The organism is Flammeovirga sp. SJP92, from assembly GCF_001583495.1.
Lineage (GTDB): Bacteria > Bacteroidota > Bacteroidia > Cytophagales > Flammeovirgaceae > Flammeovirga.
Genome location: NZ_LQAQ01000099.1, coordinates 212494 through 228921 on the forward strand (window position 1 = coordinate 212494; position 16428 = coordinate 228921).

Annotated in this window: 10 protein-coding genes; 1 reads left to right on the forward strand and 9 read right to left on the reverse strand. The window is 36.0% G+C overall.

Features of this window, described 5'->3' with window-relative positions; genetic code table 11:
• Positions 1-209: 209 nt before the first annotated feature.
• The 6 genes from AVL50_RS26025 to AVL50_RS26050 all read right to left on the reverse strand — a co-directional run bounded on the left by AVL50_RS26025 (position 210) and on the right by AVL50_RS26050 (position 6818).
• Complete coding sequence (locus AVL50_RS26025) at positions 210-854, reverse strand: hypothetical protein (RefSeq protein WP_062619928.1); 645 nt, start codon at positions 852-854, stop codon at positions 210-212.
• 283 nt (positions 855-1137) lie between these two features.
• Positions 1138-1521, reverse strand: a complete 384-nt coding sequence (locus tag AVL50_RS26030) for a DUF2809 domain-containing protein (protein ID WP_062619930.1) — start codon at positions 1519-1521, stop codon at positions 1138-1140.
• An 88-nt stretch (positions 1522-1609) separates the two neighbouring features.
• Positions 1610-3367 carry an aspartate--tRNA ligase gene (gene aspS, locus AVL50_RS26035; protein ID WP_062619932.1) on the reverse strand — a complete coding sequence of 586 codons (1758 nt, stop codon included), beginning with the start codon at positions 3365-3367 and terminating at the stop codon, positions 1610-1612.
• 219 nt (positions 3368-3586) lie between these two features.
• On the reverse strand, positions 3587-4090 hold the full coding sequence (locus AVL50_RS26040; RefSeq protein ID WP_062619934.1) for a hypothetical protein: 504 nt from the start codon (positions 4088-4090) through the stop codon (positions 3587-3589).
• 229 nt (positions 4091-4319) lie between these two features.
• A complete protein-coding gene (locus AVL50_RS26045; RefSeq protein WP_062619936.1) occupies positions 4320-5216 on the reverse strand; it encodes a glutamate--tRNA ligase family protein in 897 nt (298 codons plus the stop codon).
• Positions 5217-5726: 510 nt separating this feature from the next.
• Entirely contained in the window at positions 5727-6818 is a 1092-nt protein-coding gene (locus AVL50_RS26050; protein WP_062619938.1) for an ROK family protein, read from the reverse strand.
• 497 nt (positions 6819-7315) lie between these two features.
• Between AVL50_RS26050 and AVL50_RS26055 the strand changes: the two genes are divergently transcribed.
• A complete protein-coding gene (locus AVL50_RS26055; RefSeq protein WP_062619940.1) occupies positions 7316-8290 on the forward strand; it encodes an ROK family protein in 975 nt (324 codons plus the stop codon).
• A 722-nt stretch (positions 8291-9012) separates the two neighbouring features.
• Here AVL50_RS26055 and AVL50_RS26060 read toward each other — a convergent pair.
• The 3 genes from AVL50_RS26060 to AVL50_RS26070 form a co-directional block, all read right to left on the reverse strand.
• On the reverse strand, positions 9013-10227 hold the full coding sequence (locus tag AVL50_RS26060; RefSeq protein ID WP_062619942.1) for a hypothetical protein: 1215 nt from the start codon (positions 10225-10227) through the stop codon (positions 9013-9015).
• Between the two features lie 45 nt (positions 10228-10272).
• Complete coding sequence (locus tag AVL50_RS26065; RefSeq protein WP_062619944.1) at positions 10273-13041, reverse strand: TonB-dependent receptor; 2769 nt, start codon at positions 13039-13041, stop codon at positions 10273-10275.
• Positions 13042-13267: 226 nt separating this feature from the next.
• Positions 13268-16420, reverse strand: a complete 3153-nt coding sequence (locus tag AVL50_RS26070) for a hypothetical protein (RefSeq protein WP_062619945.1) — start codon at positions 16418-16420, stop codon at positions 13268-13270.
• Between the last annotated feature and the right edge of the window lie 8 nt (positions 16421-16428).

Genomic DNA, 16428 nt, shown 5'->3' on the forward strand with positions numbered 1-16428 from the left:
TCGCATGAAATACCGCTCGTAGTAAACTTCCAAATAACTCCTCAGTTAAATTGTAAATAAAGTTTTGAACACCACTTGGAACATTGTCTTTCAAACTAAAACCCGAAATAAGGATTGTAGTATCAGTAAAAAAGATCCAATAACGAAACTAATAATATCTTATTCAGAATAATCTAAGACTCCGGCTTAACACTTGTACCAGTACTTCACTAATTGATATACTCCGAAATAGAAATCTCAATTACATCGTTTTCCTTTTTCAATACTATTCCATTGTAAACCATGTTTTCCATAGCATCCTCAACATTAATGAGTATTATTTTTTGAGAAGCGGAATGATTTTCAATGCTGTAGGAAGAGTCTGACAATGAGCTTTCATAGTCTTTAAAACCTGTTTCCTTTGCTAGTTTTATAGATTCTTCAATCCAATAATCCATACTATCAAGACCAATGTTAGATGTTGTTTTGAGGATTACAGAAGTATTGAAATGATAACATCCACCTTGGCTTAAAAACAAACTATCTTGATCTCGAGCAACAGCAATATGATTCCTTAAACTATCCCATTGGAAAGATTTATATCCTAACTGATTTGCCCATTTTGTAGTGATCTCTTTTATATCATCATCGAAGATACAGTCAGGTTCGACGATTACTTTTTCCTTTGAAACTTGAGTTTTCACCTTCGCTTTGGTGATTGTATCTTTAGGCACCTCAACACTTACTTTCTCTTTTTTCTGAGGTTGAGGCTCCACTTTAGTTTCAGCTATTACCACTTCTGTTTTTTCACTTTGGGGCTGATTGCATGCGTATAAAAAAAGAAGAGCCAAAAAAAGTATTTTACTAGTTTTCATTTTAATTCAATAGTTTGTGATAAATAAGAGCCCGAATTTATTCAATAATCATTATGACAAATGAATAAATATTTCTCTGACTCTAACAATCGGAAAAGTCTCCCGACTTCCTAGTTTACATAACGAAGGAACAGATATGATGGGAAGTTCAAATTTTCTAAACCTTTTCCCTTGTAAACCTAATGGCTTGTGAGGTAGGGAGTCAACAGACTCCTTCAAAATATAGACACAAGTGACGCCTCCGGCTTAACACTTGCGCCAGTGGATTTAACACATGTATCACTTAAACCTTCCTCAAAACAAAATACTCCACCCAATAAGCCACAATTCCACCAAAAGTATAACTCACCATATCACTCCAAAGAAATCCGTGTCCCAAGGTCAAACTGCCAATAGTCGTTTTTCGGATGGCGACCAGCCAATCATAATCCAAGATTTGTTGTAGTTCGATCAGGTAACAAATCAATACACTGATGATCAATACCGTTTTCGATGGGCTTTTATAGAGTAGGAAGGCGATGATAAAATAGAACATTACGGCATAGAAAAAATCTCCTAAGTAGGGATAGATAAACTCAGGAGTGATACGTGTTCTTGATAAAAGGCCTAAGCCGATTACGATGACGATATAAATAAAATAAAGCAGGCGGTTGCGTTGGTAAGTCATAATGAATGGAGTTTAGCTTAAAGATAAAAAAAGCCAACCTACAATAATGCAGATTGGCTGATTCTTTTAAACGGTATCGTCTAAAAATCTATTCTTTGATATCCAATTGGATACTTAAGTCTTTCAATTGTTGAGCATCAGCAACTGATGGCGATTCGATCATTACATCTCTACCTGAAGTGTTTTTCGGGAATGCGATGAAGTCACGGATAGAATCCACACCACCAAATAATGAACAAAGGCGGTCGAAACCTAAGGCGATACCACCGTGAGGAGGTGCACCGTATTCGAAAGCGTTCATTAAGAAACCAAACTGCTCTTGTGCTTCTTCTGGAGTGAATCCTAAAGCGTCGAACATGTCTGCTTGATCTGATTTGTCGTGGATACGGATAGAACCACCACCAACTTCAACACCGTTGATGACCATGTCATACGCGTTTGCACGAGCATTGTAACGGTCCGTTTTCAAGATTTCAGCATCTTCTGGAAGTACTGATGTGAATGGGTGGTGCATTGCGTGGTAATGACCAGTTTCCTCGTCTTTTTCGAACATTGGGAAGTTCACAACCCAAAGTGGAGAGAATTCTTGACGGTTTCTTAAACCTAAGCGCTCACCCATTTCTAAACGAAGCTCACACATTTGCTTACGCGTAGTGTCCAACTCACCTGATAATACTAATAACAAGTCACCTGCTTCAGCACCTGCTTTTTCAGCCCATGCTTTCAAGTCGTCTTGTGAGTAGAATTTATCTACAGAAGATTTGAATGAACCATCTTCGTTACACTTCACATAAACTAAACCTTTTGCTCCGATTTGAGGACGTTGTACCCACTTCGTTAACTCATCCACTTGCTTACGAGTGTATGAAGCACAACCTTTCGCACAAATACCTAAAACGATTTCCGCTGAATCAAATACTTTGAAGCCTTTGTTTTGAGCAACATCGTTTAAGTCCACGAATTTCATTTCGAAACGAGTATCAGGCTTATCCGAACCGTAGTCACGCATAGCGTCAGCATACTCCATTCTTGGAAATTCAGGAAGTTCGATACCTTTCACCATTTTGAAAAGGTGACGCATCATTCCTTCGAAGTTGTTGATGATGTCCTCACGATCAACGAATGCCATTTCACAGTCAATTTGAGTAAACTCAGGCTGACGGTCAGCACGTAAATCTTCATCACGGAAACATTTTACAATTTGGAAGTAGCGGTCCATACCACCGACCATCAATAATTGCTTAAATGTTTGAGGTGATTGAGGCAAAGCATAAAATTCACCTGGGTTCATTCTTGATGGTACCAAGAAGTCACGAGCACCCTCTGGAGTAGATTTGATCAAAACAGGAGTTTCAACTTCAATGAAATCTTGATCTGATAAATATCTTCTTACCTCTTGAGCAATCTTGTGACGTAATACTAATTTCTCACGAACAGGATTACGACGGATGTCCAAGTAACGATACTTCATACGTAGCTCGTCGCCACCATCAGTTTCATCTTCAATTTTGAAAGGAGGAGTTTGTGCCTCATTCAAAATTTCCAAATCGCTTAAACGCAACTCAATATTACCAGTTGGGATATTAGGGTTTTTAGCCGCTCTTTCGATTACTTCACCAGTAGCTTGTAATACATATTCACGACCTACTTTACGAGCAGTTTCCAATAGTGCTGCAGCTGCATTACCATCATCTTCGATCAACAACTGAGTGATACCGTAACGGTCACGGATGTCGATCCAGATTAAACCACCTTTATCACGGACAGCTTGCGCCCATCCGCTTAATGTCACCTTTTGCCCAATATGGCCTTCACGGAGTTCTCCGCAGTTATGCGTTCTAAGCATTTTATGTCTTTTTTTATATTGAATTCTCTTGAATATAGGGACTTGTCAAATCATAAGGCATGAGAAGCCACTAAACCGACTGCAAAAATAAGGAGTAGTTTGTAGAGGAAAAAACGATTTAAGAATTCGTTTTGATAGATTTGAAACTTTTTCTGTATTTTTTATAAAATTGATAGCATAATTCCCTGATATCGATACTTTTTCTAATCATCAATCGGATTATTCATAAGTATGAAGCAGGTAATCTAAAGTGATATCAATTTTATCAGAAGGAATGTAGCGTGTAATCATTCCAAGGTCCTCTGCTTTTTGTGCAGAAAACTGTTCAAGGTTCTGATTTTTGATGTCAAACCCATTGGCAAAAATTGCTTCTTCTGTAGCGTAAGAAAGGTCGCTTGCCTTAATAAATTCAGATCCTATTGTATTGGTTGTTCCTTCCACGACACAGACGGTCATTGGTCTCATGTTCTGGACCTTTTCTTTTAGAGAAATAAAATATTCACTTTCTATGATGAATTTATCATCACCATTTCTAGATTGCTTTAGGAAGAAGTTTTCTTGAATAGTTCTAAATATTACCATATCAACAGTAGCATCATCATTGATCACATTAATTTCATTGATGATTTGTATGGTATTATCATTTGATAGTTCATTCAAGCATTGGTTTGGTAAGTAGATGGTAACTACATTTCCTTTTCGAGAACTGAAAATGTTTTTCATGTTGATGAATTGTTATTGTAGTAAATCTTGTAGTGATCAGGCACTTACATAGTAGTAAATGCATTACGGTTCATTGGTCCTAATATTAGTGATTGCTAATAGGGGCTATTGTAACTTACTGATATCCAAAATTACTTTTTTATTAACATAAATGTGATGACCACCGTTATTAAAAATCAATAACTATCATTCTCTATTAAATGAGTTTGTTCAGTGTTGTGAGTAGTGACTATTCTTCTTCGAAATCGTCTTCAGACCCTAAGAAATTGATCTCTAAAAGCTGATCTAAAGATTCTATGTGTGTTTCTTCTCCCAAATAAAATTCAGCAAATTGACTATAAATTTCTTGAGGAGTCATACCTTCTTCTCTTAGGTTTTTGATAGAATCAGCACCAGAAGATTTTGATAATTTTTGGCCGTTCTCATCCACAAGAAGAGGGTGGTGTAGAAATTCGATATCTTCAAATGCATCAATCTCTAATTTGTTAGCTAAGAAAGTCTGAGCAATTGTAGATTCTACTAAATCTTCACCTCTCACAATAAAGTCGATACTGTCATCGATGTCATCAATCAAAGAAGCCAATTGATAAGCATAGATACCGTCTTTTCTTCTGATCACAAAATCCTTCATTACCTCATTCAGATTGAGAGCAATATCACCTATAAAAAGGTCTTCAAGTAATATTGGAACATCAGAAGTTGTTACCCTAATGGCAGTTTCGGGAGTGTCAAAAGGCAGGTTTAAGTCTCTGCACGTACCAGTGTAAATTCCTGAAGGAGAAGTTTCAAGAATTTGTTTTCTAGAACATTGACATGCAAATAAATCACCGTTATCCTTCAGTTTTTCAAAAGCGGATGTATAACGGTGATTTCTAATTTTTTGTGACCAGTTTTTGTGGAAATCGTCTACACTGAAAGGACCATTGTCGTAGTCTAATCCAAGCCATTCGATCGACCTGAATATATCTTCAATGTACTCGTCTCTAGTTCGTGTACTGTCGATATCATCAATACGTAATAGTATTTCTCCATCTTCTTGTCGAGCTAAAATCCATGTGAGGATAAAAGAGAATGCGTTTCCAATATGAAGGAAACCGCTGGGTGTTGGAGCAAATCTTGTACGCATTGATGTATCTTTAAATTAATTTTTCAGCAAAGGTACAAACTAGAAATTTAATCTGTTTAAGGGAGTGAATAAATAATTAAGGGGTAAAATTAATTCGATTTTGCTAACAGTCTGTATGAACCCATAAAAACGACTGCAAGCACGAAAACACATGCAAGTAATTCCATAACTTATTGAGTTTGAAATAGAAAATTAGTTATTGTTTTATTGAAGACAATTTAAATACTGAAAAGGACAAGTTTTTGTTTCGATTATTTTGTGGTTATTAAGGACTTGAACAATTGTCAAGTGCTACTTTATTTGTCTTCGAAAGCTAATTTACTAAAGTTCAAAAAAATACACTATTGTCACCAATCTAAAAGTTTCTCTTTATTGAGATAGTACAATTAGTTATGACAATAGTGTAATTATATATCTAATTATTAGACGTTTAAGGCTTTGATATAAAATAAGTTGTAAAAATGAATGAATAATTATTTCACTTCTTCAACTGTATTCAGCCTTCAATTTTTACTTTTCAAGCTGACTTACTGCATATGCATAAGCACCTAATGAAATTGCCTCACTTGTTCCGATTTTAGAAACACCTACACCAATTTTCGGCGAAGCATCATACATCACAACATGATCAGTGAAAGGAACTTTGATTTCGTGTTGATTATTCTTCACGAAGTTAGTTTTCTCTTCCTCATTTGTAAGGTCAAACACTTCAGCAACAAGTCTATCTTCTCCATGGTTGTATTTAGAACGCATTTCTTTCAGTACAGCAGGCATAAATAATTCTGAAGCACCAGAAAGACCACCACCAATAACAACCAATGCATCGATTGTAGTACCTAAAGTACATAAAACATCACCAAGGTTTTCACCTAAAGTGTCAAATGCTTTTTGAGCACTTGCTTTATCACCTTCTTGCTCACCTTTAGCAATTTCAAAAATATCTTTTGGCGTTAATTCAGCATTGTCAACACCTGAATAGTCTTTATAGAATTTTTGAACGGCACGGATACAAGAAGCTTCCTCTGCATTGATATGATCTAATACTTTTGAAGGCATCAACCAAATTTCACCACCCATACTGTTGTCACCAATATGAAGATTGCCGTTGCTGACAATACCTCCACCAAGGCCAGTACCTAAAGTGATTCCAATAATATTTTTATATCTTTTTTCGCTTCCATTGGCTTCAAGCATAGCGTTCATTTCAGGCAATAAACCGCCAATAGCTTCACCGTAAGCATAAAGGTCGCCATCATTGTTGATAAATGCAGGAATACCAAAGTGATGCTGTAACATTGGTCCAAGTGCCACTCCGCCTCTGTAACCTGGCAGGTTATTCAAATCACCAATAATACCGTTAGGGTAATCAGCAGGACCAGGGAATGCAAAACTAATTGCCTCAGGCTTACGATCACCCAATGCTTTGATCACGTGATTGAAGCCCTCTAAAATATTTTGTAAACTTTGTTCTAGGTTGTCTCCATTTGAAGGTAGTCTGTATGGATCTACAATCATTTTTCCACCTTGCATCGCAGAAAATACAAAATTAGTTCCACCGGCATCTAATGTTAAGACGATCTGTTTTTTGTCCTGAATTGACATAGCTATTGGTTTAAAATAAAAATTGCGAGATTATAATAAATACTATCGATTTCTTCGATTTCATTCCATCAATCAACAAATTAATCTTTTCATTTCGAACTGTATTTGTCTGTTAAAACAGTTTATGGTAATAATGTTGAATAGTAAAGTAAATTAATAAACAGGTAATCTTGAAAACGAAGAGTAGTTATATATAAGTAATCGGTATCGGTTGCAAAAATAAATAAAGGACTGTAAATAATACTATGATCAGCCTCATTATGATGATGATTTTTATTATTCTTCAACTCAAGTGGTCAGCAAAAACACCATTGGAGTCATACAAAATATTATAGATCCACTTTCCAAATTAGATTTAATATTTTAAAGTTTTTTTAATTCCCGTTTACATTTTGTAATGAAAATCATTTCTTAATTAAATTTCTTTATTGTAATTAGCCAACTCAATTGAATTTGGTAAAATCAAACAAACACTTTTTCAAAATATATATTAAATCATGACGACCGTAACTTTAGGTATTGACGTAGGAGGTACGAATACAAAAATTGGTTTTGTAGACAAACACGGTAGATGTTTGGCTAGTACTCACATCCCTACAGGTGCAGATGAGCCGTTTGCTAACTTCTTATCGAACGTATTTTCTACTGTAGATAAATTAAAAGAAGAAGCAGGTGATGTAGAAATGGTTGCAGTTGGAATCGGTGCTCCAAATGCCAACTACTACAATGGTAAAATTGAAGAAGCAGTTAACCTTAAGGGTTGGGGAAAAGAAGTTGCGATTGCTGACTTAATGGAAGAGCACTTCAAAGTTCCTGTTGCTATCACTAATGATGCAAACGCAGCCGCTTTAGGTGAAATGAAATTTGGTGTAGCACAAGGAATGAAAAACTTCGTTGTAGTTACTTTAGGTACTGGTTTGGGTAGTGGTATCATCGTAAACGGTGACTTATTATACGGTCATGATGGTTTTGCTGGTGAGCTAGGACACATCAATGTAGTAGAAAATGGACGTATCTGTGGTTGTGGCCGTAGAGGTTGTTTAGAAACTTATGTTTCTGCTACAGGTATCAAACGTACTATGTTTGAATTATTAGCAGACAGCAATGGTACAAGTTCTTTAGCTGACAAGACGTTTGAGGAGTTGACAGCAAAAGATATCTTCGATGCGGCTGAGGCTGGTGACGAATTAGCAAAAGAAGCATTTGAAGTAACTGGTGAGATTTTAGGTAAAGCTTTAGCAGATACAATTGCAATCTTTAGCCCTGAAGCTATTGTATTGTTTGGTGGTTTAGCAAGTGCTGGTAATTACATCACTGAACCAACTCGTACAGCTATGGAGGAAAATTGCTTACATATCTTCAAAGGTAAAACTAAATTAGTAGTTTCTAACTTAGAAGGTGACAACACAGCAATCTTAGGTTCTTCAGCTTTAGCTTGGCAAGAATATGAAAAAAAACAAGCTAACGCATAAGCTCGTTTGAATCTAAAATGAAAACACTCACTTCTGTAAAAGGAAGTGAGTGTTTTTTTTATAAATACTTTTTTGACAATGGTAGATACACGATGCCGTATATTACCGTTATAATCATTGCTCTTATTGTAAAACCTGATAAGGTAAGTTCGCTTGATTCAACTATTAAATATTCCAGTAAAAAGGATAGTAAAAAAAGCATTAGCAAATTGGACATGAACGTATTGACTTGTTGGATCATTGAATTAGGGTAAAATTGACGTTAATTGAATATTCTTTAATTTATATTATTTATTGGAATAAAACAAATAAATATTCCCTTCTTATAACATTATGTAACTATAAGAAGGGGGGGATATTTATTCTTTGAAGGATTTGGATTAGAGCATATTTGAATCAATTCAATCAATCTATTTTAGGACTTTACACACAGTATAAAAAAGCCCCCTCTTACTGTATAATTACAAGAAGGGGTTTTATTGATAATGTGATTTTGGAACAGTTAATAGTAGATAGATCTCTCAACTCTATCTATTTGTACAGCTTATTACTAAAATGAAGAATTGTAAATAAAAATAGCCGTACGCTTAACTTTCTTTGATAATAGAAAATAGGTTTTATGAGTGTTATTGAGTTCCAAAAATTTGATATGATTTTTATGAAGAGCCTTTACTTTAATTAAACAGTAAAGGCTCTTGGGATTTATGTTAAACCAAAGCTAATTATTGTCTCGAAGCTTTGTATTCGATATCTTTTTCTAATGATTCAGATACGTTTAAGTTTGTAACTTTGAAATCATCAGCATCACCGTTGTAAGTGTTGTCCACGTGCTCTAATGTTACATCATGCTCGATAGAAACACCTGTAGGGAAACCTTTCACGATTACGTTCTCCATCGTTACTTTAGAACCTACACGGATTTTGAAACCTTGTGAATCAGAACCATTCTCTTCAGCAATCACTGTGATGTTCTTCAGAGTAGGGTGAGAGTAAGGAGTTGCCTCGTGGTTTTGTGAGTTATTGTCACCTTCGAAACCACGGTCACAACCTTCAGCTACGTGAGCATAAGCATTTTCTAAAGTACCAGTCCAACCTTCAGTCCAGTCAAATTGATCATCTTTATTGTCTGTAGACACTAAGAAAGAAGCGTTTGCAGTACCACCAAACCACTCAAATCCATCATCATCACCTTTGTGAGCTTGTAAGTGATGACATTCAGTTTGATTACCAACACCGTTGAATGTAAAACCATTGTGCTCTTTGTCAGTAGTGATTTCGTTACCACCAAACTCTAAACGGATGTATGATAATGAACCAGAGTCATCGCTAGGATTGTCTCCACCGTACCATAACTCTTCACCGTCAATACCAGTACCTACTTCTGGATGCGCCTTGCCACCCTCTACGTTGATAGGAGCATATCCATTGATGATGATACCACCCCATGAACCAGGAACTTGATCTTGAGAAGTGAATACAATCATATTTTCCGCAGTACCGTTTGCTTCAATTTTACCACCTTGCTCAACCATTAGGTAAGCTACATCTTCACCTTCAAGGTCTACTACTCTTACACCTGGCTCGATAGTCAGTGTAGCACCATTTCTAACGTGAACACCACCTGCTAAGATCCAAGTAGAGTTTTCTTCTAATGTTAGATCAGAATTGATGTTTCTAGGAAGAGTTCCGTCTGCATTGTCTGCAGTTACATCAGAAACGTCAGTACCTGGGTAATTCACATCTACAGCCCAATCACCTGGAGTCCATCCTGTAGCTGAACCATCGATAGCGATAGGCTGTTGCTCTGTTAATTTTGCTGCAAGGATTTCTCCATCACTTTGTGAAGGTCCTTCAGTAGTTTCGTCGTTGTTGTTACAAGCGACAAGAACAGAAGCTAACATTGAAATAGCTGCGAATTTTTGTACTAAGTTTTTCATTTGATTGAAAGGTTTTAGAAAAAATGAATTGAAAATTGATTTTAATTAGAATGTGTAAGAAAGACCTACACCTAGTTCCATCCCCAGTTTATAGGCCGAAACTTGCTTTGTTGTACCACCTTCGAATTTTTGATAACGTTCGATAGATGGATTTAATAAGTTTTTAGCTGATACATTAAAGCTTAATGCATCCTTGATTTTATTTCTTACGATAAGGTCTAATGTACCGAATGATTTCTCATAAATATCACCAGCTCCCATTGCTCCAGCAGCAAATATTCTGTCACCAAATGTGGTATAAGTTAAGGTGAAGATGGAGTGGATATTGCCATTATTCCAGTCTTGTTGATAACCTACGTTGGCATTGACAATGTAAGGAGACGCTCCTTGTAAAGCTCTTTGTCTATTTGTTACAATTGTATTGATGTCATCACCAATTGTCATTTGAGAGTACATAAAAGTACCGTTCATTCCAATTGTAGTATTTCTTAAAGCTTCAGAACCGTTGTTGATGATAAAACCTAATGATTTTTCAAATTCAATTTCAATACCTGCTACTGTTGCAGTACCGATATTGTCGAAAGAATAAACGTTACCGGCAGATGGTCTAGCTACTTTCTCAATTGGATTATCCAAGTATTTACCAAATAAACCTACTGAGAATAATTCTCCTGAATTAGGGAAGATCTCGTACTTCAAATCCACGTTATAATTCTGAGCATTTTTCAAGTTAGGATTACCAATAATGGCTTCACCACCAACTACAGTTTGATATTCAAAAGGAATTAACTCTCTCATACCAGGTCTTGTAATTGTTTTACTTGCAGCGAACCTCATATTTGATCTTTCATCCAAAGAATATTTCAAGTTGAAAGAAGGTAAGAATTCTACTGATTCATAAGCGTCCTCTCTGTATGGATCAGCAATCAAATCACCTTGCATTTTGTATTTGACATATTGTTCACCAATTTCAGTCCTTACACCCACATTCATTTTTAATTTGTTTGGCATGATATCATAATCATATCCAGTGTAGAAGGAGTGAACATCCATTTTAGCTTGGAAATAATTATTTGGGATCGTAAAAGGAGAGTAGAAGATCGTTTCGTTCTGAATCCACTCATTGATTCTTGCATTCGGGTCTTCAGAATTAATTCCTCTCACCACAGCACTGCTTGATCTGATGTTCGTTTGGAACCATTCGAACTCTCTGTTTTTTGATTTCATCTGATATCCAAATCTCAAAGTGCTTCTAAAGCCATCATTTGCATTATCCAAAGCACCTAGACCAATGGAAACGTCTGTTCTCGCAGCATATTCTACCTCGTTCATTTCACCCCAGTAACGGTGATTGTCAAATGCATTTCTTGAGAATAAGTTGACTTCTTTACCATCTACAGATTTATCCGAGAATAATAATTGTCTTCGGTCAGGTTCTTGTGAGATGGTTGCCGTTCTTGAAACACCCCATGTAAAGTGTAATCGGTCATTTTCCATAAACTTGTGATCACCTGAGAACTGATTTACGAAGATTGTATTCTGTAGATAAGTGTTTCTTCTAGCAAATAAAGTTTCAGTATCTAAGTCATTATTATAACCATAGTTCTCATCAACAGAGTTGAAAGATTCATTGACAACAATATTATTCAGTTTAAACTTATGTTTATTATTCACTTCGAAGGTTAAGTTCAGCAATGCAGAAGTATTGGTAGAGTAGATCCATTCTTCACGGTCATAATCTACATAAGGAGTAGCTTGTGCATTATATGCAGCAAAACGACCGTCTCTATATTCATATTTGTTACTGTGAGCTAACGACCCAATAATACCAAATACGCTTTCATCTCCAATATTCCAAGATTTTCCGCCAGAAGCATTCAATCCAATATTTAGCGGTGCATTGCTAGTAGTTGGGGACCATGATGTATTATAAGCGCCAGGTTCTCCGTTTGGAGTGATAGTCGGTACGCCTCCTTCAGGTCTTTGTCTGGCATTTCCATTAAAACCTAAAGCTTCATATTGACCATCTTTATGTGTTTTGAAATCATTAAATGTGGCCAAAGTATTGTAAGCTCCTGAGATGCCAATTGTAAAGAAAGCGTCATCAGGGTAATCTTTTAAAGTGATATCAATGTTTGCTCCAGCAAAGTCTCCGTATAATTCTGGAGTTGCTGTTTTTGATACACCAATATTTTTTACTAAATCAGTAGGGAAGATTGATAATGGGATAACTTTTAAATCAGGATTGGTAGATGGAACAGGTAGCCCATTCATAGTGGCGATATTATAACGGTCTCCTAAACCTCTTACATAAAGTCCTTTGCCTCTCACTTTAGCAACGCCCGTCATTTTTGTCATGGCTCCTTCTACATCAGAAACACCCTTAACAGACATCTCTTCTGCACCAATAGATTCAATCATGACATCCGCGTTTTTACGTTGTACCATCAAAGCCTCAGCACTTTCAGTATTGGCTTTTGCAACAATCTCAACAGCGTCAAGTTCTTGTGCATCTACCTCTAAAGTAAATTTTAATTGATGGTTTTGGCCTGCAACTACATTGAGAGATTGAGAGATGGTTTTATAACCAATAAAAGTTGCAAGAATTTCTTTTTGTCCAGCTTCAGCAAGAAAAGAGAACTGTCCATAAATGTCAGTGGAAGCACCAGTGTTTGTTCCTTTGATAATCACACTTGCTCCAATAATTTCTTCACCTGTATCAGCATCAAGCACAGTACCAGAGATTGTACCTTTTTGTGCCCAAGATGTCAGTCCAATTGAAGTTAAAAAAATCAGGAATAAAAATTTCTTCATTTGTTAATCGGTTTTATTTACGTCGGCAAAAGTAGACGAAATAGATCTCTCCGATTTATACCAAAAATGAAGCTTTTATGAATTGAAAAAATTGTGTATGATGTTAATGTTAATCTGTTAAAACGCTGTAATTGTGATTGTTGTTAATTTATATAATGAATGTAAAACCTAAAAATAACTAAATCCATATAACAAAGATCACATGAATTTAGTTGGTTTTAATGTATTATTTTACGTTTTCGAATACGACAATATCTTTACTCATTGGTTGACTGATATTACCATTTTCATCTTTGAATCTGACCCAAACATATTGTCTGCCTCTTCCTGCTAATGTCCATTTTACTTCAGATTTATAATTGATCCATTGTGCTGAAGAGAAGTCTTTGGAATTAGACAACTGCATTTCTACGGTATCATCTGATACTTTCGTTTTGACTGTAACCGTCAATGATTCAGTACCTGTTGCACGGTCATTGAATTCAATATGATGTAAAATAGGGTGGCTGGTATCTAATATGATAGATGCAGAAATAGGTTCTGAAACTGTTCCTGCTTGATTTTTCACTTTAAAGTAAACCTTTGCAACACCATCCTGATTATTGATTTTCCATTTTTTAGTGCGTCTAAAAGGCTCCCAAGTAGAAGGAGATGCAAAACTATAATCATTACAGATGATCATTTCTGTAGCATTCTCAGCATTCAATTTAAGAGATACTTCAAGCTCATTGGTTGAAGGAGCACCATCATTAATGCTGATTTCAGTAGCCATTGGAACCGTTCTGTCCAAAATAATTTGCCCTCTTGTTTCGAAGGATTCATTACCTGCATAATCATAGAACTTGGCATAAATTGTTTTTTCTCCATCTCCTTCAGTGAGCAACCACCTTACTCTTGAACGGTAATGCGTCCAGTAACCATCAGAAAAGTCAGGGTTGTTAGAAATCACCATAAAGTCAGCTCCCATACAAATTGGATTCAAAATAACTTCTCTATTGCTAGCTCTTGTGTAGTGTTGTCCTTTATCTACAATTAATTGAGGCTGAGAAGGAGGGTCTCTATCCCAAACAATATCTTTTTTGATGATACGAGTGACATTGTCATGATCATCTTTAAACTGAATGTAAAGTCTCTTCTTACCTTCATCTCCCATTAAAGGGTAATTATATTCCTCTTCATAAGGAAGCCACTCTGCACCTTCCCAGTAAGGGTGATCAGAAATTCTCATGTAATAAGCCGAATCTGCTTTAAACTTCATATCTAGTGCTACATCTCTGATAAATGTAAACTGACTAGGTACCGCAATTTGTTCTGGTAAATCAGGTACATTAATGTTGACATGAAGATCCTGAGGAGAAGTGGCATCAAAATAAAGTTTTTCTACCAATGGCTCCGAAATGTTGCCGGCAAAATCTTTAAAACGAACATATAAAGTTCTGTAGCCAATTGGTCCACCTTTCACACTCATACCATAAAAGAATGGCATTTCTGTATAAGGCATCCATGAGGCAGTATAAAAAGTAGAATCCTCTGTGATTTGCATGGCCACTGCGGTTTCTGATTTTACCTTAGCAATGTAATCCTTTGTATAGTAAATACGAGATTCCGTTGGTAATACTTTTAATTCAATTGAGGAGTTGAACGGAGGTGTTTTATCCCAATTGATTTTATCGTGTACAGTTTGGCTGATGGTTCCTGTTTCAGATTTAAATTTTGCATAAAGTGTTTTTATTCCATCTGGTTCTTTGAGATGATAAATTACTTTATTGGTATATTCTTGCCATTCTGAATTCTCAAGATATTCATCATCACCAATTTTCATGTGAGTGGCATTGAGACAGAACAAGCTTAATTCAACCTTGCCGTCTTGTCTTGTATTATATTCTTGATTATTATCTATCGAAATTCTAGGACTCAAAGGTCTTACCTCTTTGAAAATAGAGTCGGCATAGATTTCAGATACATTTCTTGCACGGTCTCTAAACTGTGCTTTCAATACTCTATACCCCGCTTTATTACCAATAAAAACATCAAAAGGAACTGTAGAAAATTCTCTCCAGTGTGCATTTTCAAAGTTTTCGGCAAGTGCTACTTTCATCATTAGAGCATCTTTAGCTCTAACTCTAGCTCTTATTTTATTATCAGTTGTTTTTCCATCTCCAAATACCTGAACCATCCCATTGGTGGGAGGATCTTTGTCGTAGCGGATTTTTGTCATAATAGGTCGAGACTGGTTTTTTGCTCTGTCTCTATATTTTACCCATACTTCACGGTCTCCAGTTTCCCCTTCGGCCAAAGTCCACATTTTTACTTTAGAGAAAGGTTCCCATCCGCCAGCCGTATGAAATCCCTTGTCATTAGAAAGTCGCATTTCAACAGCATCAGTAGCATGCAATTGTAAACTTACATTGGTTGATTTTGTATATTCATCTCCGTTGTTAATTGCAATTCTTGGGTTAATAGGAGGCTTTGTATCAATGTATATTGCTGTATTAATTAAACCAGATTCATTACCTGCTTTATCCCTGAATCGGATGTATACTCTTTTGTAACCTTCATACACATCGTCTTCCATCAGCCAATCTTCCATGAAATCTCTGTATCTTCTCCATTTCTGACCATAGAAATTAAGGCTATTACTGACTTTCATATATTCAGCACCTTTTGCTCTCATTTCAAGGGCCACCTGCCTGTTATGAGAATTGACATACATAATTCCTGTTTCTTTATCTACAACAGCATAGTCGGCAACAATGTCAATGGATTGCGGAATTGGAGCTTTAGTATCTAGTTTGATATGGTCAGTGTAGACCTTGGTTTCATTTCCAGCATCATCTTTAAATTTCACGTAGATTTTTTTGATTCCATCACCTGCTGGAAGCAACCACGTGTTCAAGTGTTTTCTGAAGGGTCTCCAATCTGCATTATTAAAAACGCCCGTATTACTGATATTCATCCATGTGGCTTCCTCACATTTGAAGTCAATTTCAACACTTCTGTATTTTGTATAGTTACCCCTAGAGAAGTTTACACGTCCCCTGTAAGGAGGTTTAGTATCTAGATAAATAAAACCTACAAAAGTGTCAGTAGTAGCACCACTTTTCAATTGGAACTTTAGGAAAACTTCTTTAGCCCCATCTCCTTCAGATAAGGTCCAGAAATAAGTTTTCTGATATCCAATCCACTCACAATCACTGAAATCGAAGTTTTCACTGATTTTCATCTTGTAAGCTTCTGGAATATTTATGTTGAGTTGAATCTCTTGTTTGTTCGTTAATTCTCCTTCTTCAATGTTTACGCCAACCTGTGCAAAAGAATGAAACTGAAAGAACAGCGTGAGTAATAGAAAGGAAAAAATATATTTAAATTGAAACTTCATGACAATCT